This window comes from Mesorhizobium sp. P160187 (assembly GCF_057766425.1).
This window is the reverse complement of record NZ_JBYMDX010000003.1, coordinates 1,578,489-1,598,872: the sequence shown is the minus strand read 5'-3', so window position 1 is coordinate 1,598,872 and position 20,384 is coordinate 1,578,489. Positions and strand designations below refer to the sequence as shown.

The 20,384-nt window shown below is 62.7% G+C and carries 23 protein-coding genes; 14 read left to right on the top strand and 9 right to left on the bottom strand.

Annotated elements, in window-relative coordinates; genetic code table 11:
• Positions 1-142: 142 nt before the first annotated feature.
• Positions 143-826, bottom strand: a complete 684-nt coding sequence (locus tag AC3CCE_RS11120) for a response regulator transcription factor (RefSeq protein ID WP_023818305.1) — start codon at positions 824-826, stop codon at positions 143-145.
• Between the two features lie 145 nt (positions 827-971).
• On the opposite strand from AC3CCE_RS11120, the gene AC3CCE_RS11115 reads away from it, so the two are divergent.
• On the top strand, positions 972-1,508 hold the full coding sequence (locus AC3CCE_RS11115) for a L,D-transpeptidase family protein (protein WP_196813612.1): 537 nt from the start codon (positions 972-974) through the stop codon (positions 1,506-1,508).
• A gap of 102 nt (positions 1,509-1,610) precedes the next feature.
• On the opposite strand, the gene AC3CCE_RS11110 is transcribed toward AC3CCE_RS11115, so the two are convergent.
• Complete coding sequence (locus AC3CCE_RS11110) at positions 1,611-1,850, bottom strand: hypothetical protein (protein ID WP_023818303.1); 240 nt, start codon at positions 1,848-1,850, stop codon at positions 1,611-1,613.
• Between the two features lie 134 nt (positions 1,851-1,984).
• Here AC3CCE_RS11110 and gcvA point away from each other — a divergent pair, with 134 nt between their 5' ends.
• Positions 1,985-2,905 (top strand): transcriptional regulator GcvA, encoded by a 921-nt coding sequence (gene gcvA, locus AC3CCE_RS11105; protein WP_023702380.1) that lies wholly within the window; start codon positions 1,985-1,987, stop codon positions 2,903-2,905.
• A gap of 15 nt (positions 2,906-2,920) precedes the next feature.
• On the opposite strand, the gene AC3CCE_RS11100 is transcribed toward gcvA, so the two are convergent.
• From AC3CCE_RS11100 to AC3CCE_RS11085, 4 genes are all read right to left on the bottom strand, one after another.
• Positions 2,921-3,340, bottom strand: coding sequence for a DUF1761 domain-containing protein (locus AC3CCE_RS11100; protein ID WP_023702381.1), 420 nt, complete (start codon positions 3,338-3,340; stop codon positions 2,921-2,923).
• A gap of 105 nt (positions 3,341-3,445) precedes the next feature.
• A complete protein-coding gene (locus AC3CCE_RS11095) occupies positions 3,446-4,144 on the bottom strand; it encodes a class I SAM-dependent methyltransferase (protein ID WP_352626027.1) in 699 nt (232 codons plus the stop codon).
• Complete coding sequence (locus AC3CCE_RS11090; protein WP_352512771.1) at positions 4,099-4,524, bottom strand: EVE domain-containing protein; 426 nt, start codon at positions 4,522-4,524, stop codon at positions 4,099-4,101. Before AC3CCE_RS11090 ends, AC3CCE_RS11095 begins: the two co-directional genes overlap by 46 nt.
• A gap of 88 nt (positions 4,525-4,612) precedes the next feature.
• Positions 4,613-4,909 (bottom strand): YciI-like protein, encoded by a 297-nt coding sequence (locus tag AC3CCE_RS11085; protein ID WP_352460307.1) that lies wholly within the window; start codon positions 4,907-4,909, stop codon positions 4,613-4,615.
• A gap of 388 nt (positions 4,910-5,297) precedes the next feature.
• Here AC3CCE_RS11085 and AC3CCE_RS11080 point away from each other — a divergent pair, with 388 nt between their 5' ends.
• The 4 genes from AC3CCE_RS11080 to AC3CCE_RS11065 are packed head-to-tail and all read left to right on the top strand — an operon-like array spanning position 5,298 to position 8,643.
• Positions 5,298-6,527, top strand: a complete 1,230-nt coding sequence (locus AC3CCE_RS11080) for a glycosyltransferase family 2 protein (protein WP_352512769.1) — start codon at positions 5,298-5,300, stop codon at positions 6,525-6,527.
• Complete coding sequence (locus AC3CCE_RS11075) at positions 6,517-7,521, top strand: glycosyltransferase (RefSeq protein ID WP_488377135.1); 1,005 nt, start codon at positions 6,517-6,519, stop codon at positions 7,519-7,521. The genes AC3CCE_RS11080 and AC3CCE_RS11075 overlap by 11 nt, the downstream gene beginning before the upstream one ends.
• Positions 7,522-7,525: 4 nt before the next feature.
• Positions 7,526-8,017, top strand: coding sequence for a GtrA family protein (locus tag AC3CCE_RS11070; RefSeq protein ID WP_352512766.1), 492 nt, complete (start codon positions 7,526-7,528; stop codon positions 8,015-8,017).
• A 2-nt stretch (positions 8,018-8,019) separates the two neighbouring features.
• A complete protein-coding gene (locus AC3CCE_RS11065) occupies positions 8,020-8,643 on the top strand; it encodes a class I SAM-dependent methyltransferase (RefSeq protein ID WP_352512765.1) in 624 nt (207 codons plus the stop codon).
• 54 nt (positions 8,644-8,697) lie between these two features.
• Here the strand turns inward: AC3CCE_RS11065 and AC3CCE_RS11060 are convergent, their stop codons facing one another.
• A complete protein-coding gene (locus tag AC3CCE_RS11060) occupies positions 8,698-9,546 on the bottom strand; it encodes a methyltransferase domain-containing protein (protein WP_352512763.1) in 849 nt (282 codons plus the stop codon).
• 238 nt (positions 9,547-9,784) lie between these two features.
• Between AC3CCE_RS11060 and AC3CCE_RS11055 the strand changes: the two genes are divergently transcribed.
• On the top strand, positions 9,785-11,554 hold the full coding sequence (locus tag AC3CCE_RS11055) for a DUF7056 domain-containing protein (protein WP_352626026.1): 1,770 nt from the start codon (positions 9,785-9,787) through the stop codon (positions 11,552-11,554).
• Here AC3CCE_RS11055 and AC3CCE_RS11050 read toward each other — a convergent pair.
• Positions 11,535-12,566, bottom strand: coding sequence for an NAD(P)H-dependent glycerol-3-phosphate dehydrogenase (locus AC3CCE_RS11050; protein ID WP_352626025.1), 1,032 nt, complete (start codon positions 12,564-12,566; stop codon positions 11,535-11,537). The two genes, AC3CCE_RS11055 and AC3CCE_RS11050, sit on opposite strands and share 20 nt — an antisense overlap.
• The gene (gene tsaD / locus AC3CCE_RS11045; protein ID WP_352538950.1) at positions 12,563-13,648 is read right to left on the bottom strand and encodes a tRNA (adenosine(37)-N6)-threonylcarbamoyltransferase complex transferase subunit TsaD; all 1,086 of its coding nucleotides are present in this window, start codon (positions 13,646-13,648) and stop codon (positions 12,563-12,565) included. The genes AC3CCE_RS11050 and tsaD overlap by 4 nt, the downstream gene beginning before the upstream one ends.
• Before the next feature lie 101 nt (positions 13,649-13,749).
• Between tsaD and hemC the strand changes: the two genes are divergently transcribed.
• The 7 genes from hemC to AC3CCE_RS11010 all read left to right on the top strand — a co-directional run bounded on the left by hemC (position 13,750) and on the right by AC3CCE_RS11010 (position 20,342).
• Complete coding sequence (gene hemC / locus AC3CCE_RS11040; protein ID WP_023736796.1) at positions 13,750-14,673, top strand: hydroxymethylbilane synthase; 924 nt, start codon at positions 13,750-13,752, stop codon at positions 14,671-14,673.
• 1 nt (position 14,674) lies between these two features.
• Positions 14,675-15,388: a uroporphyrinogen-III synthase gene (locus tag AC3CCE_RS11035; RefSeq protein WP_023710201.1), complete on the top strand. Its 714-nt coding sequence runs from the start codon at positions 14,675-14,677 to the stop codon at positions 15,386-15,388.
• A gap of 112 nt (positions 15,389-15,500) precedes the next feature.
• Positions 15,501-16,991, top strand: coding sequence for a COG4223 family protein (locus AC3CCE_RS11030; RefSeq protein ID WP_352626024.1), 1,491 nt, complete (start codon positions 15,501-15,503; stop codon positions 16,989-16,991).
• A 10-nt stretch (positions 16,992-17,001) separates the two neighbouring features.
• Complete coding sequence (locus tag AC3CCE_RS11025) at positions 17,002-18,603, top strand: heme biosynthesis protein HemY (RefSeq protein ID WP_352626023.1); 1,602 nt, start codon at positions 17,002-17,004, stop codon at positions 18,601-18,603.
• A gap of 76 nt (positions 18,604-18,679) precedes the next feature.
• Entirely contained in the window at positions 18,680-19,159 is a 480-nt protein-coding gene (locus AC3CCE_RS11020) for a tellurite resistance TerB family protein (RefSeq protein WP_023687738.1), read from the top strand.
• A gap of 14 nt (positions 19,160-19,173) precedes the next feature.
• Complete coding sequence (locus tag AC3CCE_RS11015; protein WP_023752685.1) at positions 19,174-19,890, top strand: glutamine amidotransferase; 717 nt, start codon at positions 19,174-19,176, stop codon at positions 19,888-19,890.
• Positions 19,891-20,078: 188 nt separating this feature from the next.
• A complete protein-coding gene (locus AC3CCE_RS11010) occupies positions 20,079-20,342 on the top strand; it encodes a YMGG-like glycine zipper-containing protein (protein WP_023670477.1) in 264 nt (87 codons plus the stop codon).
• Positions 20,343-20,384: the final 42 nt, after the last annotated feature.

The following is a 20,384-nucleotide window of genomic DNA, read 5'->3' as shown; positions in this document are numbered from 1 at the left end:
TCCCTTAGAGCGCCGCGCGTCCAATTGAACGCGCAAAGGACGCTCTAACACTTCAATCTGCGCAGCGGGCCGATCCAGGCTCCCCCAGCCGGATCCTCCCCGAAACAGTCCCGCCCCGACCGCCTATTGAACAATGAAAAGTTTAAGGAACCAGCTTGTAGCCGCCGCTTTCTGTCACAAGAATTTCAGCATTGGAAGGATCGCGCTCGATCTTCTGGCGCAGCCGGTAGACGTGAGTTTCGAGAGTGTGCGTGGTGACGCCGGAATTGTAGCCCCACACTTCCTCAAGCAGGACGTCGCGCGTGACCACCTTCTGGTCGGCTCGATAGAGATATTTGATGATCGAGGCTTCCTTCTCGGTCAGCCGCACCTTGCCGCCGCGCTGGTCGATCAGAAGCTTCTGGCTGGGCTTGAACGTGTAGGGCCCGACCGAAAAGGTGGCGTCCTCGCTCTGCTCGTGCTGGCGCAGTTGTGCGCGTATGCGGGCGAGCAGCACGGCGAAGCGGAACGGCTTGGTGACATAGTCGTTGGCGCCCGCCTCGAGGCCCAGAATCGTGTCGGAATCGGTATCGTGGCCGGTCAGCATGATGATCGGCGCCTTGTAGCCGCCCTTGCGCAGGATCTTCACCGCCTCGCGGCCATCCATGTCGGGCAGCCCGACATCCATGATGAGTAGGTCGATGAGCCCGCCGCGCGCCGCGGCGACGCCTTTGGCGGCGGTCGCTTCCTGCAAGACTTCGAATTCTTCGTAAAGGGCCAGTTGCTCGACGAGGGTTCCGCGCAGGTCGTCATCGTCGTCAACGATCAGAATGGTACGTGATGTCATGGATCAATCCATTGTTTTGAAAAGAATTTTCAGTTGACCGCCCCCCATTTATGCGGAAGCTGACCGGCGCAACAGTCCGATCACAGTGATTTGTTCCGTGACACGATCATACAAGAAAAAACGCGATCGCAATGCAGCCGGCGCAATTTTGCCGAAAGGGCTGCGTGTGCTGGTGGTTCGGGCGAGGCCGGGCAACCCCAGCCAGGGGATATTGCAGGCCGGCAGCAAGGTGTTTGCCTGTGCGCTCGGACGCGGCGGTATCTCGGCCAACAAGCGCGAAGGCGACGGTGCGACGCCGCTTGGCGAGATGCGGATTTTGTCAGGATATTTTCGGGGCGATCATTTCGCGGCCGGCCGCAAAACCCGGCTGGCGATGGCGCCGATCGGCGCCGATCTCGGCTGGTGCGAGGTGCCGGACGACCGCAACTACAACCGGCCGGTGAAAATCCCCTATGGCGCCAGCCATGAGCGAATGCGGCGCGACGACCGCCTCTATGACGCCTGCCTGGTGCTCGACTGGAACATGGCGCCGCGCCGGCGCGGCCGCGGCAGCGCCATCTTCTTCCATCTGGCGCGCCCAGGCTTCACACCGACGCAAGGCTGCGTGGCGGTGACAGCGCGGACAATGGCGCGGCTGTTGCCGCTGGTGTCGGACCGGACGGTAGTGAGGGTGGTGAGGTAGGGAGTAGGGAGTAGGGAGTAGGGAGTAGGGAGTAGGGAGTAGGGAGTAGGGAGTAGGGAGGTGTCGGCGCCGTTTCCTTCACTACTCACTACTCACCATTGCCTAACGCCTTCTCGGCTTCTGCCACCCAGTGTCCAGCAATCCAAGCCGGCCGAGTTCCCGGTCCACGGCCCGCGTCACGTCCTTGCGCTGCGCGCCGACATCGCGCAGCTGGCGATCCGACAGATCCTCCACGTCCTGGCGCGGCAGGTTGATGGCGACTTTCGCCTGGCGAAGCCAGTCCGTTAGGGCATGCAACCAGTTCGAGCGAGCTGCTGGCGAGTTCAAAACGAAGATGGACATGATGCGCTCCGTGTTCCGCCAGATATCAAATCCGGCTTGATGGTGTTTCGATGGATGCATCATGCCGCATTGAAATCCATGCGAGAAACGAGTAGTTCTTTTCGGATCGTCAAGTTTTATTTGAGGATACGGTGATGTCCCGTCTGTTGCCCGGAACGCGCGCGCTGAGGACTCTGGAAGCCGCCGCCCGCCACCTCAATTTCACCCGCGCTGCCGACGAGCTCGGGCTGACGCCGGCGGCGGTCAGCCACCAGATCAAGGAAATCGAGGATCAGCTCGGGCTGGTGCTGTTCACGCGAACCAGTCGTACCATCCGGTTGACCGAGGCAGGTACGGTGCTGTTCGAGGCCTCGATCGATGCGCTCGACCTGCTCAACCGGGCGGTGTCGCGGGCGCGCAAGCTGACGCGCGGCACGGCATTGCTGAAGGTAACGCTCGACGCGCAGTTCGCGTCAAAATGGCTGATGCGGCGCGTCGACGATTTTCGCAAACTTCAGCCCAGTATCGAGCTGAGGTTCGACATCGGCTACGAAGTGCGCGATTTCGAACTCGACGACGTCGATGTCGGCATCCGGTTCGGGGTCGGCAAGTATCCGGGGCTTCGCGCCCATCGCCTGTTCGACAACATCCTCATTCCGGTGTGCAGCCCGAGCCTGCTGACCTCCGGCCCGTCGCTGCGCGAACCGCGCGACCTCTTCAACCACACGCTTGCCCATATCGAATGGTCGCGCCAAGGCGTGACATGGCCGAACTGGCGCATGTGGATGGCGGCGGCCGGCATCAACGATTTCGACGACAGCCGGACTATCGTGTTTGGAACCTCTACCGATGCCGTGCAGGCGGCGCTCGACGGCAATGCCGTGGCGCTCGCCGAGTTCGCCATGGTGGCAAACGACCTTTCCCAGGGAAGGCTGGTGCAGCCCTTTGAACTCGGTCTGCGCGTGGGGCCGGAGTTCGGCTACTTCCTGGTCTATCCCGAGAGCACTGCCAACGATCCGCGCATCATCGCTTTCCGCGAATGGATCCTCGACGAAGTCGCCAGGACGCAGACCTGACGACTTCTGCAGGCCTCAGCCGGCGACCGGCGTCCCGAACCAGCCGATCACCGCGCCGATGATCAACAGCACGCCGAGCCAGTGGCCGCCGTCGATCAGGGTCAGGTCCCAGCCGAAATTCTCATAGCTATGGTTGGCCGTCAGCGTCGTGGCGACGAAACCCAGCCAGAGGACGAAGCCGAAGACCAGCCCTGCGACAAGGACCGGCTCGCCGCCCGTCATCGCGCCGACGACCAAGGCCAAGACCAGCGCCATGATCAGCTCGGCGATGAAGGAGATGATGAAGGGCAATATTGATTTCTTTGACGTTGACGGATCGATCCTGGCCGCCCTCATCCAAGGCTTGCTGAGGACCGTGTACCAGACCGCGCCAAACAGCCACGCCGCGACGGCCGCGACAACCACCGCCAGCCAGTTCACCACTGAAAAATCCATAAAGTCCTCCCCTCAAGCATGCAGCCCAAAGCCTGACGGTTCTGGGATAACGACATGCGTATTCTTCAAATCAATGCGCGATGGAACGCCTGTTCGGCAATGCCGTCAAGCGAAGCGCCACACCGTGGTGCGCTTGACAAGGGCGTCCTCCAGCGCCCGCGTCACCGCCACTTCGTAGACGGCGAGCGGCTCCAGTCCCGCCTTCGGCATGTAGGAGCGGCCCGGATCGCCGACGAGGATGTCAGCGCCGCGCGCCTTCAGTGTCGAAAACCACGGCATCAGCGTGTCGGCGAAGGATTTGTCGTAGAAGACGTCGCCCGCCAGCACCACGTCCCAGCCGGCGTCGGTGCCGATGCAGTCCGTGCCGCAAAAGTCGATGGCAACGCCATTGGCCTCTGCGTTGAGGCGGATCGCCGTTTCGCAGAACGGGTCGATGTCGGCGGCGATCACGTGCGCCGCACCCGCCTTGGCGGCGGCGATGGCGACAAGGCCGGAGCCGGAGGCGAAGTCGAGCACGCGTTTGCCCCGCACATCCGACGGATTGTCCAGCACGTAGCGGGCAAGGCCCTGACCGCCGGCCCAGGCAAAGGCCCAGAACGGCGGCGGCAGGCCGATTTCGATCAGCTCGTTCTCCGTGCGCTGCCAGAGGTCATGCGCTTCGTCGGCCAGATTGAGGACAATCTCCGGCACATGCGGCGGCGACATAAGCGCCGTGTTGTCGAGAATGAACTTTTTCGCGCTGTTCGGCGTGAGGGCCGTCACGGAGCCGGCGTCAGGCCGCCCATGCGGCAGACTTCCTTCCATTCGGCCGGCGTCACCGGCTGTACGGAAAGCCGTCCAAGCCGCACCAGCGCCATCTCGGCGAGTTTCGGATTGGCCTTGACCTGCTCCAGCGTCGGCGGGTTCGGCACATCCTTGAAGGCGCGGATGTCGACGCATTCCCAGCGCGGATCGTCGGTGGTGCTGTCGGGATGGGCAAGCCCGCAGACTTCGGCAATGCCGACGACGTTCAGCCCTTCATTGGAGTGATAGAAGAAGCCGAGATCGCCGATCTGCATCGCCTTCATGTTGTTGCGCGCTGCATAGTTGCGCACGCCGTCCCACTGCGTGCCGGCATTGCCCTTGGCCTTCAGCGCCTCGAAGGAGAAGACCGAAGGTTCGGATTTGAACAGCCAGTAGTTCATGTCTTTGCTCCAACTACTATTTTTTGCGCAATTCCGGACGGAAACCCGTTACACACTTTTCCTGGGATCGCTCTAGGCGCCGTCGGAACTAACTAGCCGCCGGCTTGTTGAAGGTCCAGTTCCACTGGCGGATTTCGACACTTTCGAACAGCCCGGCCTTGGCATAGGGGTCGGCAGCCGACAGCGCCTGCGCACCGGCGAGATCGGGCGCTTCGACGACGACGAGGCTGCCATTGGGCTTGCCTTCGGCGTCGAGGAACGGGCCGGCAAAGGCCAGTTTGTTGTCGGCGTTCAGGCCTTCGAGAAAGGCGACGTGGACCGGTCGCGTATCGACCCGCACCTGCAGGCTGCCCCGCTTGTCCTTGCAAATCAACGCAAACAGCATTTTTAAAACTCCGTTTTGGGATTGCGACAACAGCTCGCTTGAACTGCCGAAATCGCGGTTTTGCTTTTATGCTGGCTTCGGGTCAATGCCAAATGACGATCTCTCGACGCATTGAATCTCCGCTATGGCTCAAGCCAAGGCGTTGAAATAGTTGACAGTCCTGGGTTGATGAAAATCACAAACGCAACCCGCGTCGCCGAAAGAGTGGACGAAGGCGACAGGCTGCGTCGCGCACCACAACAGCGCACCAGCTTTGCTTGCCGCCGCCTATAAATACACTACCGAGTATTTCGTAAATTCAAAAATAATCAATTTTCGATACGCAACACTCCAGCAAGCCAATTGTGAAATGGGCTGGTCTGCTCAGAACGCCTGAATAGAGGTCGCAATGGAGAGCATCGCGCGCAACACGACGGTTCGGATCGACGACGTCGCGCTTGCTTTCACGGCCGGCATGGGGACCGAGCGTGTTCTCGTCTCTGCAATCATTCCTTGCCTGAACGAGGAACTGACGCTCGGCATTTGCATTCGCAAAGCCTTCAATGCCTTCTCGATGCGCGGCATCAAGGGGGAAGTCGTCGTTGGCGACAATGGATCCGCGGACAAGTCGGTGGAGATTGCGCAAAAGCTGGGAGCGCGGGTCGTTCATCAGCCGGTAAAGGGCTATGGCGCGGCAATCAGTGCCGCGGTCGAAGCGGCCGAAGGCAAATATCTCATCATGGCGGATGCCGATGATTCCTACGATTGGAGCCAGCTCGGCGATTTCGTCGATGCGTTGGAACAGGGTGCGGAACTTGTGATGGGCGACCGGTTCGCCGGCGGGATCCAGCCGGGCGCCATGCCATCGTTGCATCGCTACCTCGGCAATCCTGTCCTTTCCACCATCGCTCGCTGTTTGCACAACTCTCCGGTCCGCGACTTCCATTGCGGCATGCGCGGTTTCACGCGCGAGGCATTTCTAAAAATCGGCGCGCGCTCGCCAGGGATGGAATTCGCTTCGGAAATGATCATCAATGCGCATCGCGCTGGGCTCGCCATTCGTGAAGTGCCGATCAAGCTCTACCCCGACAAGCGCAACCGCGCGCCGCATCTGCGTTCCTTCCGGGACGGTTGGCGACATCTGCGGCTGATCATAGCCCATGCGCCCGATACCATGTATCTCGTGCCTGGGCTGACCTTGTTGATCGCTGGCATTGCCGGCCTTGCCGTTCTCGCGGCTGGGCCTGTTCGCATCGGCGGATGGTACTTTGGAATTCACTTCGTCGCGCTTTCGGCCATGGCGACGTTGATTGGCCTTTCAGCGATCCTGTTCGGTATGCTGGCAAAGGTGGCAATCGCCATCTACCACCCGGTCTACAGCGGTCGAATTGTGCCATGGCTGACGCGCGGCCGGCCTTTGGAATGGCTGGTTTTTTCCGGTGGCGTACTCGCGGCAACCGGCTTCGCGGCCGATGTGTCACTCGCGCTACATTGGATTCTTATTGGCGGCCCCATGGAGCAATCGGTGCACCTGACCTTTGTAGTCACCACCATCTGCGTGGCCGGCATGTCGATGGTGCTGTCCGGCTTCGTGCTCAAATTGCTGCTTGATACGTTGAGTAGCAGACGTGAGCTCTAGCCCTCCAGCAGCCTTGCGAGCGGAAATTCAAGCGGCAAGCCGCGCGGCCGCAAAGCCTTTTCTGTCGGTTGTCATGCCGGTCCATGACGGGGCGGCATGGATTGGAGCGACACTTGACTCGCTTGCTGCAGAGCCGAGCGATGGCCTGGAGATAATCATTATCGACAGCAGCCCGACAAACGCTACTTCCGCCATTGTCGAGCGATTTCTCCACCGGCCGGCCTTCCGGCTGCTGCGGCGAAAGGATCTAGCGCCCTGGCAGTCGAAGACCAATCTGGGCGTTGAGCTGGCCGCCGCCGACTATGTCTGCATACTCCACCAAGACGACCTTTGGTTGCCCGGGCGCATCGAGGCCACGCGACGCTGGCTCGAGGACCTGCCCGAAGCAGCGCTTCACTTGGCCCCGACTGCGATCGTCGACCGCTACGGCCGGGGAATGGGATGCTGGAACTGTCCCTTGCCGAGCGACAAGGTGCTCGAATCCGACTTCTTGCTGGAACGGCTTCTCGTACAGAATTTCGTGTCCGTGCCTGCTCCGATATTTCGTCGGAATGCGTGGCTGGCATGCGGGGGTATGGATGAGAGGCTCTGGTATACGGCTGATTGGGATATATGGGCGAAGCTCGCCGTTTCCGGACCCGTCATTTATCACCAGGAGATAACCACGGCCTTCCGGGTTCATGGCGATTTGCTGACCGTAACCGGATCGCGCGATGCGAACGAATTCCGTTCGCAAATGCAGACTGTCCTGGAGCGCCATTTGGACCGGCTTTCGGCGCGCAGCCGGCGCCGGATCGAATCTGCTGCTCGGGCATCGATCAGCGTTAATGTGTCGCTGGCGGCTGCGTCAGCCGGCGACTTGAAGGCCTTGCTTCGAGCCGCTCGTATCATGCTGTCGCTCGGGCCGACGGGATTGAGGCGCTATTTGCGCGATTCGCGGCTGCGTGAGCGTGTCATGTGCCGGCTTCGCGCGAAACTGACAGGAGCTTTCTGAGGCGATGTCCAGCTCTGTCAGGATCGCCGACATCCCAGTGGACCAGAGTGAAAGACCGCTTCTGGAACGGGGACGGCGGTACATTGTGGTGGGAGCGATATGCGCAATTGCGCACAATGTCATCATGATTACGGTCGATCAGCTGGGCAGGCACTACCTGCTGGGCATCATGATTTCATTCCTGGCGGTGACGCCGACCGGCTACGCTCTGCACAGCTGGTTCACCTTCGGCAAACCGCTGCGCTTCAAGGCATTTGCGCGTTTTGCGGCAGGCGTGGCTGCGGCCTACCCGATCTCGGTAGCCATGATGGTGCTTCTCTGTTCCTGGCTTGGCCTTGGTGTTGCGATCGCGTCTCCGATCGCCACCGTGGCGTTACTCATCTGGAACGTTGTGGTTGCGCATTTGGCTATCTTGTCACGGTTCAGTCTACGGTCCGCCACCGCGCCGACAGCATCTCGCTCAACCACACGACAATTTTCCGGAAACGAGGAATAAGAATGCTACCGCCAGGTCAGATCATGCGCAGGGCTCTTGGCCGCCATTTCAAGCCGGTCGGAGACGTCTACCGTCGCGTTTTCGTCAATCTCAATGCAATCGCGGATTTTCTCGATCGCGAATTGCCGAACGGCGCGAAGGTTTTGGATATCGGCGGCGGCGATGGAGCGCTCGTCGACCGGCTGCTCGATCAGCGCCCCGACCTGAGGATTACGATGTGCGATCTCGCCCCTTCGATCGGTGCGTTTCTAAGCAACGCAAATCGGGCGAAGGTCGAACTTCTGCCCGCGACGGACCTTTCCAGCGTGCAAGGGTCTTACGATGTCGTCACGATTTCCGACGTCATTCATCATGTACCGGTGGATCGGCGCGAGGCGTTCTTCAAATCGCTGGCCAACAGTTGCGAACGCTGGGCCTGCCGGAAGATCATCCTCAAGGACATCGAGCCTGGTGGAATACGCGCCACCTTGTCGCTTCTTGCGGACCGGCACATTACCGGAGACAAGCATGTCGTCTTGTTTTCGCGTTCGGACTTCGCGGCCATGGCAAAGCGGCATTTCCCGACGGCAAAGAGAGTATCGGCATCACCGGACCGGCCGAATTATTGTGAACTGCTCAGCTGGTAGCAGATGGGTGGATCCCGGCGTGTCACGAGGCGGTAAGCGCGGATCAACGACACGCTATTTGGTCGCGATGGTGCTGAGCATGCTGGCGATCCGGTGACTCTCCGGGCGATCGACCAGAAATTTATCGATAAACTTCAACGGGAATGTCAGCGTCAGGATTGCGGCTTTCGCTATCATGTAGCGGGTTCGGTTCTCTCGACCGATAACGACGCCGATATATTCCGAAAGGATGTTGACGATCGCGCTTGTCGGCCCTTGATGCGTCTGGACCTCTACCCTTGCGAACCGCTGGAGAAGCTGCTCGATCCCGTCCTTTGTGAAGTTGCAGTAGTGGGCGGGATAGCCGTGATAGGGGAACAGGAAAGGGTTGATGCAGAGCAGCTTCCCACCCGGCTTCAGGACACGGAACACTTCATCGACGACCGCTACCGGATTGGGAACATGCTCGATCACGCTGTCCAGAATGACGACGTCGACGGAATCGCTCGCAAGCGGCGTGTGCTCGATATTCGCGACCAGATCGACGTTCGGGGTGGGGAACAGGTCAATGTTGAGAACATCGGGGCGGACGCGCCGTGCGCCGGAGCCGAACTCAACGATCATCGAGTCCTGAGGTATCGAGGCAAGAAACGAATTTAGCGTGTCGTGCGGTGAATATTCGCTGGTGATGACCTGCTTGAGCGAATTGTAGAGACGGGCGCGCGTACTGGTACCGGCATACGCCTCTTCATGGAAGCTCGCGTCGAAGCCCTCCCTCACCGGCGACTCGACAAAGAACGGAATCCCTTTGTGCACGGGATAGGGGGCAGGGCAAGATTCGCAGGTCAGGGCAACCGGGCTTGTGCCAAGCCTGGAATAGCAGACTGGGCAGACGAGGCCCGATGCCATCTTGGGTTGTAGCACGCGATGTCCTTTCAAGCCTCCGCATTGTCGCAGAGGCAGGTTGCCGTGTCTGAACGTAACGCTTCTTAGCAAGCAAAAGGCTAACAGCGGCTAAAGTCCGCTACGTATAGACAGGCTGGAGCGGAGCGCTGCAAGAATCCGAAGCGCGACGGCTTCAGTTCCGCACAGTCTCGGAAAATTAACCGCGGTGGAACCATGCTTCGCCAAGCGGAGCTGCCGGCCTCGAAGTTGTTGTCTGATGATGAAGGGCGTTGCGCCCAGCGAGGCAGCACGCCTGGCGTTGGTCTGCCTGGGCACGATCGAGGGGGTTGTCTTGAATACGCAGGAGCCGGGACCAAACAAGCTGTTCGCTCTCGGGCAGCGCCCAACAACAACTTTTCTGCATATCCTGATCGCACTCAAGATCATCTTGCTGTTCGTTCTGGCTTGGAACATCCGCTTCGTCATGGATGAATTCGTCCAACTCGGATGGGCGAAATATTTCTCCAACGGCCTGTTCGATACGATCTGGCATCCCAAGGCGGTCGGCTATGCGGCTTTTTATGAGATTGCTCATCTGATCGGCTGGAATGCCACGTCGGTTCTGCTTGCTGGCCGCATGCAGACTGCGTTGCTGGCCTGCGGGACGATCTCTTTGATCTACGCATGCGCTCGCGCTCTGGGCGAGGATCGCGTGCGCGCTTTGACGATCGTCCTCGTTCTCCTGTGCTTTTCGAATTTCATGGAGCGCATCTTTCGTACCATCGCCGAACCGCCGGCAGTGTTCTTCGCCGTGGCGGCGTTGCTGGTTGTCCTGCGCGCACCTGGGTTGAGGGCAAGGCAGCTTGTTGCCGCCGGCATGCTAAGTGGCCTTGCCTTCGTCATCACTCAGAAATCGGTCTACTTCAACGTTGCGCTCGGCATCGGCCTTGTTGCTGACGCAGCCTTGATGAGACGCTACGCAACAGGGGCGGTTCGCGGAGGGTGGCTCGTGCTTGGATGGGCCGTTCCGATAATGGTCTATTGCTTGATCTTCGGTGGAGGCGCCCCTGTTCTCGCGGCCAAAAACCTTATACTTGGCCCGGTCGAGATTGCGACGCGTGGAGGCGGTGACTACGGGGGACTGAGGCAGTTCGTGTTACAGACACTGGCGCGGAACGCCCTTCTTTACGGGATCTGTTTCTCCGGTATGGCCCTGTCACTGATGCGGATCATGAAACTCGATGGTCGAAGGCGAATTGCGCTGATCTTTTCACTCGTCATCACGGTGCTGGTATTCACGCACGACCAGCCCTGGCCTTATGTCTTCATCATGGCGTTGCCCTTCGTTGCGCTCTGGTCGTTGGAGCTTCTCGACAGCACCGCAACCCACGCGCGCTACCGGGTTCCTGTCCTCGCGGTGCTGATCACAGCCATCGCCATGAGCTACGCGAGCAATGTCGTTTACCTACGCCTCAACAATCAGACCCAGCTTGAACTGGTCTCGCGCGCGGAATCTTTGCTCGCACCGGATGAGAAGTATTTCGACGGCATCGCCATGCTGCCCAATCGACAGGAGCCCTCCACACTCTGGCTCGACCAGCATTATGTCTTGAAAACATTGCAGGAAGGCAGGCAATCGGAAGCCTACAAAGTTCTCTCGGATTCCCCGCCCAAGATGGTCCTCTGGTCATATCGCATGGATTTGATCGATACCGTGATCGCGCCTCTCATCCGCGACAGCTACGTCCAGATCGCTCCCAACATCAGAATGGCTGGTCGTCGCCTCTATTCCGGTCGTCCGGTCGTTTTCAAGGTGCCTGTCGCCGGACGATACAGCCTGTACACGACCAGCGGGGAGCTTGCAGACGGCGAGGTCGAGATAAACGGCACCTCGCATTCTTCGCCCCTATCCTTGGAGGCAGGTACCAGCGACGTTGTCCTGCGCAACGGTCCAGCCGAGGCACTGCTGCTGCCGGAAGGTCACTATGAAAACCGCATCGTGCCTGGCGGGGACAATGCCGAGCTGTTCACGGGAGTTTACAATTAATACCGCTTTCGGTCTTCAGCGGCCGGGTCATCAATGCCGTGACAGCCTGCCGAATGGTGATCGTGCCGTCCAGTACCGCCGACACCGCTGCGATGATCGGCGCGTCGATGTGGCGCTCGGTGGCGATGCGGGCGGCGATCGCCGCCGTCGGCACGCCTTCGGCGAGCGGCAGTCCGGACAAGGGCTTACCTTGCCCCACCGCCAGCCCATAGGCGAAATTGCGCGACTGGGCGGAAGAGCAGGTCAGCAAAAGGTCGCCGAGGCCGGAAAGCCCCATCAGCGTCTCCGGCTTGGCGCCGAAGGACGCGCCGATGCGGCGCAGTTCGACGAAGCCGCGTGTCACCATGGCGGCCTGCGCGCTGGCGCCGAGCCCAGCGCCGGTGACGGCGCCAGCGGCAATGGCGAACACATTCTTCAAAGCACCGCCGATCTCGACGCCGATCAAATCGTCGCTGGAATAGCAGCGCAGATTCTGCGCCGAAAAGCGCGCGGCAAGCTCGGCCGCCAAGGCGTCGTCGCGTGCAGCAACCACGACAGCGGTCGGCAGACCCCTGGCGACGTCGGCGGCAAAGCTGGGACCGGACAGGGCCGAAACCGGAGTTTCGGGCAGAATCTCATCAACGATCGCCGACAGCAGCGCGCCGGTGTCGCGCTCAATGCCTTTGGCGCAGAGAACCAGCGGGATGCCTTTCGGCATATGGGGCTTTGCCGTCGTCAGCATGGCGCGCAGCGCCTGTGCCGGCGCCACGGCCAGCGCGCAATCGGCATCGGTCAGGGCCGTGCCGATATCGCTCGTCGCCGCAATGCCTGTTTCAATGGCGATGCCGGGGAGATAACGCGGGTTCTCGCCGCGGCGGATCGCGGAAACCGTCTCTTCGTCGCGGGCGTAGAGCCGGACATCGTGACCGGCGCGCAGCATCGCCAGCGCTAGCGCCGTGCCCCAGGCGCCGCCGCCAAGCACGGCGACGCGCCAGCCGGTTCTGTCCCTGCCGCTTGTGTTGCCGGCGCTCATGCTTTTGCTCCGCGCCGGCCGGAGCCGACCATCGGGGCCGAAATGCTGTCCAGCGGCCAGCGAGAACGCGGCACGAAATCGAAGCCGTTCTCTTGCGACAGGCCTGCCCGCAACCGCTCGATGCCGGCCCAGGCGATCATCGCCGCGTTGTCGGTGCACAGTTTGAGCGGCGGCGCGACAAAGGCGAAGCCGGCCTCGGCGCACTGCTTCTGCAGCGTCGCCTTGATCGCTCTGTTGGCGGCGACGCCACCGGCAACGACCAGCGCCGGCTCGGCCTTGTCCGGAAATTCGTCGCGGAAGCGGGCCAGCGCGCGGGCCACGCGGTCGCCAAGTGCGTCGGCTACCGCCGCCTGGAACGAGGCGCAGATGTCGGCGACATCCTGCTCGCTCAGCGGCTGGATGGCGGTCGCCGCCTGGCGCACGGCGGTCTTGAGGCCGGAGAAGGAGAAATCGGGCTGCGCCGAGCCCCTCATCGGCCGCGGAAAGGCAAAGCGCGTCGCATCGCCCGACATTGCCGCCTTTTCGACGTTCGGGCCGCCGGGATAGGGCAGGCCGAGCATTTTGGCCGTCTTGTCGAAAGCTTCGCCGAGCGCGTCGTCGATGGTCGTCGCCCAGCGTTGGTAGTCGCCGACGTCGCGCACGGCGACGATCTGGGTGTGGCCACCGGAGACCAGCAGCAGCAAATAGGGGAAGTCGAGCCCGTCGGTCAGCCTTGCGGTCAGTGCGTGGCCTTCGAGATGGTTGATGGCGATCAGCGGCTTGCCGGCGGCCGCTGCAATCGCCTTGGCCATCATCAGGCCGACGATCAGCCCGCCGACCAGGCCGGGGCCGGCAGTGGCGGCAATGGCGTCGATGTCGGCCAGGGCTACGCCCGAATCCGCAAGAGCGGCCTCGACAATGCCGTCCAGCGCCTCGACATGGGCACGCGCGGCGATCTCCGGCACCACGCCGCCGAAGGCGGCGTGCTCCTCGATCTGGCTGAGCACGATGTTGGACGCAATCACCGGCACGGAATCGCCTTCCAGCGTCACCACGCTGGCGGCGGTCTCGTCGCAACTCGTCTCAATGCCCAGAACGCGGATCAATTCGTCGCTGTCTCCAGAGATTGTGTCGCCGGACTTTCCTAGTTAGAGGGAGTGCCGGAAACGCAAAGCCAGCCGGGGGTTATCACGGACCGCGCGCCATGCAAACTTTGAAAATCGGAACACGCGGCAGCCCGCTGGCGCTCGCCCAGGCGCATGAAACGCAGGCGCGGCTGATGGAAGCGCACGGCATGCCGGCGGAAGCCTTCGAGGTCGTCGTCATTTCGACCAGCGGCGACCGCATCCAGGACCGGCCGCTGTCGGAAGCCGGCGGCAAGGGCCTGTTCACCAAGGAAATCGAAGAGGCGCTGCTGGCCGGCACGATCGATATCGCCGTGCATTCCTCCAAGGACATGCCGACAGTGCTGCCGGACGGGCTGGAGCTGTCCGCCTTCCTGCCGCGCGAGGATGCGCGGGACGCCTTCATCGGAAAGGCGGTGAAGCGCATTGTTGATTTGCCGCAAGGCGCCAAGGTCGGGTCGTCTTCGCTCAGGCGCCAGGCGCTGATCCGGCGCATGCGGCCGGACCTAGACGTGGTCATGTTCCGCGGCAATGTGCAGACCAGGCTGCGCAAGCTGGAGGAAGGCGTCGCCGAAGGCACGATCCTCGCTTATGCCGGGCTGAAGCGGCTCGGGCTCGGCCATGTCGTCACCGATCTGATGCCGCTCGATGCTTTTCCGCCGGCGCCGGGACAAGGCGCAATCGGCATCGAAACCCGCATCGGCGACAGCGAGGTCGAAAAGATGCTGGTGGCCATCCATGATGTGCCGACAGGCCAGGCGCTGGCCTGTGAGCGCGCCTTCCTGGCGGCGCTCGACGGCTCCTGCCGCACGCCGATCGCCGGCTATGCGACGATCTCGGGCGGCAGGCTGGTTTTCGCCGGGCTGATCATTTCGCCCGATGGCACGCAATCGCATGAGGTCAAGGCCGAAGGCTTGGCGCTGGATGCCGCTGACATCGGCACGGACGCGGCCAGGATGGTGCGGGTCAAAGCGGGCGAAACCTTCTTCGACGGCTGGGTCTGACATGCGTGTCCTGGTGACGCGACCGCAACCTGGGGCGTCGCGAACCATGCGGCGGCTGCAGGAATTGGGATTTGAGCCTCTCCTTCTGCCACTGACCGAAACGGTGACACTGCCGGTTGGCGCCGATGCTGCGTGCGACAATGCCGTGGCCGTCGCTGTGACCAGCGCCAATGCCGTGCGGCATGCGCCGAAAGAACTCATTCGTGCGCTCGCCGCCTTGCCTTGCCATGCCGTCGGACGCAGGACGGCTGAAGCGGCACGTTCGGCAGGGTTCTTGTCGGTCAGCGAAGGGGCGGGCGACGCCGAGCGGCTGGCCGAGGCGATTGCCGCCGGCCTTTCCGGCAAGGCGGTCGTCTATCTCACAGGGCGCGTGCGGTTTCCGCCCTTCGAGGCGCGGCTGCGAAATGCCGGCGTCGAGGTCCGCACCGTCGAAACCTACGACACGATTTCGCTCGATTATTCCGATGCTGAAACCCGTACACGCCTGTCCGACAAGGCGGTCGACGCGGTGCTGCTCTATTCAGCCAAGGCGGCGGCAGCGTTGCAGGCCTTGACCAACAGGGCGGGGCTGCGCGATCTCTTTGAAAACATGCAGGCTTTTGCGCTCTCCGAGCGCGTGGCAGCGGCATTTGACAATGCCGCCGGCAAAAAAATACGCATGGCGCGGGAACCGCAGGAGGAGGCGCTGCTTGAGCTGTTGCACCGCGGCGACTGAGCCCCGTGTCATCACGCCGCCCCTTTTCACCTGATGATGATGTGCTAGACCATTTTTCAAACCATCACGCGCCGTCGGGCGCCCAGACGAAGCAGGATTGCGGAGCCCACGCATGGTCAAGACGCCGAAGATGCGACATTCGAAAAGCCGCCGCGAGCCGGTGACCATCGAACTCGAACCCGGCGCTGTCTCGCGCATTGCCGATGCGGATGCCGCCAAGACGGATGTCGCCAACTCGGACGACGCCGAGGCCCCGGCAGGGTCGGTTGCGGCCGAGGATGCCGCTGCCATGGCCAATGCGCAGCCGGAGACGCCTGACGAGCCCGTTCATGCCGATCAGGCCGATCTCGAGCCGTGGGAGCACTCCGATGCCGCGGCGCAGGCCGCTCCCGAAAGCGCCGATGCGAAGGCGTCCACCCAGGCGGAGCAGCCTTACCCCACCGCTTCGGATGCGCCACCGCGCGCCAGAACCTCCGACTACAGTTTCGAGGATGCCTCGCCCAAGCCGGGTGCACCCGAGGAAACCCCAAGGACAGCCGGGAACCAGCCCATGGCCGCGCAACCGAAGCGCACGAACGGCATTGCCGCCGGCATCATCGGCGGTGTCATCGCGCTGGCTGCCGCCGGGGGGCTGCAGTTTGCCGGCGTGCTTGGCGCTCCGGGCTCAGGGGCGGGCACGGTCTCGCTCGACGGCGTCAATGGCGAGATCGCTTCGCTGAAGCGCGAAATCGCCGACCTCAGGGAAGCCAGCGGCAATGGCGCCGCAACGGCCAAGGTCGACGGGCTGTCTTCGGCGCTGGATCAGGTCAAGGCCGATGTCGCATCGCTGAAATCGGCGGTCGAAAGGGGCGGCGCCGGCGACAATGCCGGGCTTGCCTCGCTTGGCGACAAGGTCAAGCAGATCGAGACCGCGGTCGCCGCCCTTGGCCAGGCCGGTGGTGCAGCGCCCGTCGATCTCGCGCCGCTCAATGAAAGACTGGCGGGCCTCGACGCACTGGTGAAATCGGCCGGTGAGGCAGCCAAGACGCAGGAAGGCAAGATCGCCGCGCTGGAGCAGTCGGTGACGCAGCTCGCCGGCAAGGTCGATGCGCAGGCCTCGCAGCCAAAGATCGCGATGGCCATCGCCGCTTCGGCCTTGAAGGCGGCGCTTGACCGCGGCGCGCCGTTCGCCGCCGAGTTGGAGACCTTCGCAGCGATCTCGCCCGATGCACCGCAGATTGCGGCGCTGCGCCCCTACGCTGAAAAGGGCGTCCCGACCCGCACCGAGATTGCCGGCGAGGCCGACGCCGCGGCCAATGCGATGGTCGCGGCGGCGACGCCGGTCGATGAAAATGCCGGCTTCTTCCAGAACCTTTTGTCGAGCGCCGAATCGCTGGTCAAGGTTCGGCCGATCGGCGCCGTCGAAGGCGCCGGCGCGCCGGAAACCGTGGCGCGCATCGAAGTGGCGGTCAATCAGGGCGACTACGCCAAGGCGCTCAGCGAATACGCAACGCTGCCGGATGCGGTCAAGGCCGCCGGCGCCGACTTTGCCGGCAAACTGAAGGCGCGCATCGACGTCGAGACGCAGGTCGACGCGCTGATTGCAGGTGCGATGAAGGCATGAGGACGACACGATGATCCGCATTCTCATCTTTCTCGGCGCCGTCTTCGCCCTCGGTCTTGGCTTTGCCTGGCTGGCCGATCGTCCCGGCGAGATGGTCGTCACCTTCAACGGTTACCAATACCAGGTCAGCCTGATGGTGGCTGCGGTGGCGATCGTTGCCGTCGTCGCAGCGGTGATGATCGTCTGGTGGCTGATCAAGTCGCTGTGGAACAGCCCATACACGATCTCGCGCTATTTCCGCGTGCGCCGCCGCGACCGCGGCTACCAGGCGCTGTCGACCGGCATGATCGCAGCCGGCGCCGGCGACGGCGCGCTAGCCCGCAAGAAGACCAAGGAAGCCGCCAAACTGATCCGCTCCGACCAGGAGCCGCTGATCCAGCTGCTCGAAGCGCAAGCCTCGCTGCTCGAAGGCGACCATGAGGGCGCGCGCGAAAAATTCGAGGCCATGCTCGACGACCCCGAAATGCGGCTGCTTGGCCTGCGCGGGCTCTATCTCGAAGCCGAACGGCTCGGCGACCGCAACGCGGCGCGTCACTATGCCGGGCGCGCCGCTTCCGTCGCGCCGCAACTGGCTTGGGCCGCCGAATCGACGCTGGAGGATCTGACCGGGCGCGGCGACTGGGACGGCGCGCTGAAGCTGGTGGAGGCGCAGAAGTCGACCAGGCAGATCGAACGCGACGCCGCCAATCGCCGCCGCGCTGTGCTGTTGACCGCCAAGGCGCAGGCGCTGACCGACAGCGACCCCAATGCAGCCAAGGCAGCCGCTCTCGAGGCCAACAAGCTCGCGCCCGATTTCGCGCCGGCCGCGGTTGCAGCCGCCAATCTTCTGTTCAAACAGAACGATGTGCGCAAAGGCTCGAAGATCCTTGAGGCAGCCTGGAAGGCTGAGCCGCATCCCGAGATCGCCGAGCTCTACACCCATGCAAGGCCGGGAGATGCCGTGGTCGATCGTCTCAACCGGGCGAAGAAGCTGCAGGAGCTGAAGCGCAACAATGCCGAATCGTCGATGACGGTGGCGCGCGCCGCGCTCGATGCGCAGGATTTTTCCACCGCCCGCCGCGAGGCGGAAGCCGCGATCCGCATGGATCGCCGGGAAGGCGCTTACCTGCTGCTGGCCGATATCGAGGAGGCAGAGACCGGCGACCAGGGCAAGATCAGGCAATTGCTGTCCAAGGCGGTCAGGGCGCCGCGCGATCCGGCCTGGGTCGCCGACGGCGTCGTCTCCGAACGCTGGGCGCCGGTATCGCCGGTCAGCGGCAAGCTCGACGCTTTCGCCTGGCGCGCACCGATGGAGCGGCTGGGCCAGCTCATCGACAGCCATGAAGACGAAGCCGATGTGCCGGTGCTTGCGGCACCCGCCAAGCCGACAAAGGAAGCCGAAGTGATCGATCATCCCGCCGTTGCCAAGACGATCAGCGAGGCGCCGACCGAGCCGAAGCCCGCTGTGGGCGATGACCAGGTCACGCCGGTCACCGCCGCCGCTTTCGCCGCAATACCAAACGACGCCGAACCCGTCGAACCTGCCGAGGAACTGGCGCGGCTGCCCGACGACCCCGGCGTCGACCCCGATGACGAAGCGGAGAAGTCACCGCGCCGCTTCCGCCTGTTTTGATCCCTGAAGCATGGTCCCAAAAAGTGGATACCGGTTTTTGGAAAAGATCATGCTCCCATAATGTGAAGTGAGCACCATGTTCGAACGCGTCCTGGCCTTTCTGAAAGACCTGCCCTCCGGGGCTGGGGCTCGCGCCAATGCGGACGATCCGCGCGTTGCGGCGTCGGCTTTGCTCTATCATGTGATGAATGCCGACGGCGTGCGCCAGGATGTCGAGTGGGAGCGGTTCAAGCAGGTGCTGGCGCAGAGCTATTCGATCAGCGGCGACGAGCTCGATGCACTGGCTGCCGCCGGCGAGCGCGCCGACAATGAGGCGATCGACCTCTATGCCTTCACCAGCGTCTTGAAGCGCCATCTCGACGCCGAGGCGCGCAAGGCTTTCATCGGCCTGATGTGGGAAATCGTCTATGCCGACGGCGAACTGCATGAACTGGAGGACAACACCGTCTGGCGCGTTGCCGAACTGATCGGCGTCGAGCGCCAGGATCGCGTCGAGGCGCGCCGCAAGGCGGCGGCCGCCGCGCCCGACGCCAGCGGAACGTCGAGCGACGAATAGGATTCCGCCTTTCCATGCCGCCCAGACCGAGCTCGAAACCAAAAGTCCTGATCGTGCTGCATCAGGAGACTTCGAGCCCCGGCCGGGTTGGCCACATGCTGCTCGAGGAAGGTTTCGACCTCGACATCCGCCGGCCGCCTCTCGGCGACAGCCTGCCGGAGACGCTGGAGGGACACGCCGGCGCCGTGGTGTTCGGCGGGCCGATGAGCGCCAATGACGAAGATGAGTTCGTCCGCCGCGAGACCAACTGGCTCAATGTTCCGCTAAAGGAGAACCGGCCCTTCCTCGGCATCTGCCTTGGCGCGCAGATGCTGGCCAATCATCTCGGCGGCAAGGTCGAGGGGCATGGCGAGGGGCTGGTCGAGATCGGCTGGTATCCGCTGAAGCCGACCGAAGCCGGCAAGAAGCTGCTGCCTTGGCCCGACATGGTCTACCAGTTTCACCGCGAAGGCTTTTCGCTGCCCAGGGATGCGACGCTGCTGGCGACGGCGGAAACCTACCCCAACCAGGCTTTTCGCTATGGCGACAATGCCTGGGGCATCCAGTTCCATGGCGAACTGACCCGGTTGATGATGCAGCGCTGGGTGGTGCGCGGCGCGCACCGTTTCGAATTGCCCGGCGCGCAGCCCGGCCGCGACCATCTCGGCGGCCGGCTGATCTGGGATATGCACCTCAAGCGCTGGCTGAGCGAATTTTTGAGCCTGATCTTCGGCAAGCCTACTGAGGGATAGAGCAAGATCCAACTACTCTGAACGGCCGAGCTTGCCCAAAGACGACTTACCTCTGGGAGGCGTGTACGATGGATCCGGGACCTTAGCCCGTTCCCGCAGATTTGGATTGCGCCCCAAACACTCCGATGGATCGAAAAACTCCGTGGCGCATTTAAGCTTCGGCTAATAACGGCCCCAGGAGAGAACCAATGAAGAAGACGCTGCTCATTTTGAGCCTACTCATTCCGCTCGCGGCATGCTCCCGCACCGAACAAGGCGCTGCCGTCGGTGGTTTGGGTGGCGCAGCTGTAGGCGCAGCAGTGGCCGGCGACCCGGTAAAAGGGGCGGTTGTTGGCGGGGCGGTCGGAGCGCTGGCCGGGGCGGTCATCGGGCACGCCAGCGAAGCCGGCCAGTGCAGATATCGCGGTCGGAACGGTCGAGTTTACGTTGCTCAGTGCCCGGACGGCTACTGATCTCAAAGACGCGTGATCTCTTTCGATCACGCGTCTTTTCGG

Coding starts and splice junctions, on each gene's coding strand:
- AC3CCE_RS11120 (WP_023818305.1), bottom strand. CDS start 826: ATGACATCACGTACCATTCTGATCGTTGACGACGATGACGACCTGCGC.
- AC3CCE_RS11110 (WP_023818303.1), bottom strand. CDS start 1,850: ATGTCCATCTTCGTTTTGAACTCGCCAGCAGCTCGCTCGAACTGGTTG.
- gcvA (WP_023702380.1), top strand. CDS start 1,985: ATGTCCCGTCTGTTGCCCGGAACGCGCGCGCTGAGGACTCTGGAAGCC.
- AC3CCE_RS11100 (WP_023702381.1), bottom strand. CDS start 3,340: ATGGATTTTTCAGTGGTGAACTGGCTGGCGGTGGTTGTCGCGGCCGTC.
- AC3CCE_RS11095 (WP_352626027.1), bottom strand. CDS start 4,144: ATGGAAGGAAGTCTGCCGCATGGGCGGCCTGACGCCGGCTCCGTGACG.
- AC3CCE_RS11090 (WP_352512771.1), bottom strand. CDS start 4,524: ATGAACTACTGGCTGTTCAAATCCGAACCTTCGGTCTTCTCCTTCGAG.
- AC3CCE_RS11085 (WP_352460307.1), bottom strand. CDS start 4,909: ATGCTGTTTGCGTTGATTTGCAAGGACAAGCGGGGCAGCCTGCAGGTG.
- AC3CCE_RS11080 (WP_352512769.1), top strand. CDS start 5,298: ATGGAGAGCATCGCGCGCAACACGACGGTTCGGATCGACGACGTCGCG.
- AC3CCE_RS11070 (WP_352512766.1), top strand. CDS start 7,526: ATGTCCAGCTCTGTCAGGATCGCCGACATCCCAGTGGACCAGAGTGAA.
- AC3CCE_RS11065 (WP_352512765.1), top strand. CDS start 8,020: ATGCTACCGCCAGGTCAGATCATGCGCAGGGCTCTTGGCCGCCATTTC.
- AC3CCE_RS11055 (WP_352626026.1), top strand. CDS start 9,785: ATGATGAAGGGCGTTGCGCCCAGCGAGGCAGCACGCCTGGCGTTGGTC.
- AC3CCE_RS11050 (WP_352626025.1), bottom strand. CDS start 12,566: ATGAGCGCCGGCAACACAAGCGGCAGGGACAGAACCGGCTGGCGCGTC.
- hemC (WP_023736796.1), top strand. CDS start 13,750: ATGCAAACTTTGAAAATCGGAACACGCGGCAGCCCGCTGGCGCTCGCC.
- AC3CCE_RS11035 (WP_023710201.1), top strand. CDS start 14,675: ATGCGTGTCCTGGTGACGCGACCGCAACCTGGGGCGTCGCGAACCATG.
- AC3CCE_RS11030 (WP_352626024.1), top strand. CDS start 15,501: ATGGTCAAGACGCCGAAGATGCGACATTCGAAAAGCCGCCGCGAGCCG.
- AC3CCE_RS11025 (WP_352626023.1), top strand. CDS start 17,002: ATGATCCGCATTCTCATCTTTCTCGGCGCCGTCTTCGCCCTCGGTCTT.
- AC3CCE_RS11020 (WP_023687738.1), top strand. CDS start 18,680: ATGTTCGAACGCGTCCTGGCCTTTCTGAAAGACCTGCCCTCCGGGGCT.
- AC3CCE_RS11015 (WP_023752685.1), top strand. CDS start 19,174: ATGCCGCCCAGACCGAGCTCGAAACCAAAAGTCCTGATCGTGCTGCAT.
- AC3CCE_RS11010 (WP_023670477.1), top strand. CDS start 20,079: ATGAAGAAGACGCTGCTCATTTTGAGCCTACTCATTCCGCTCGCGGCA.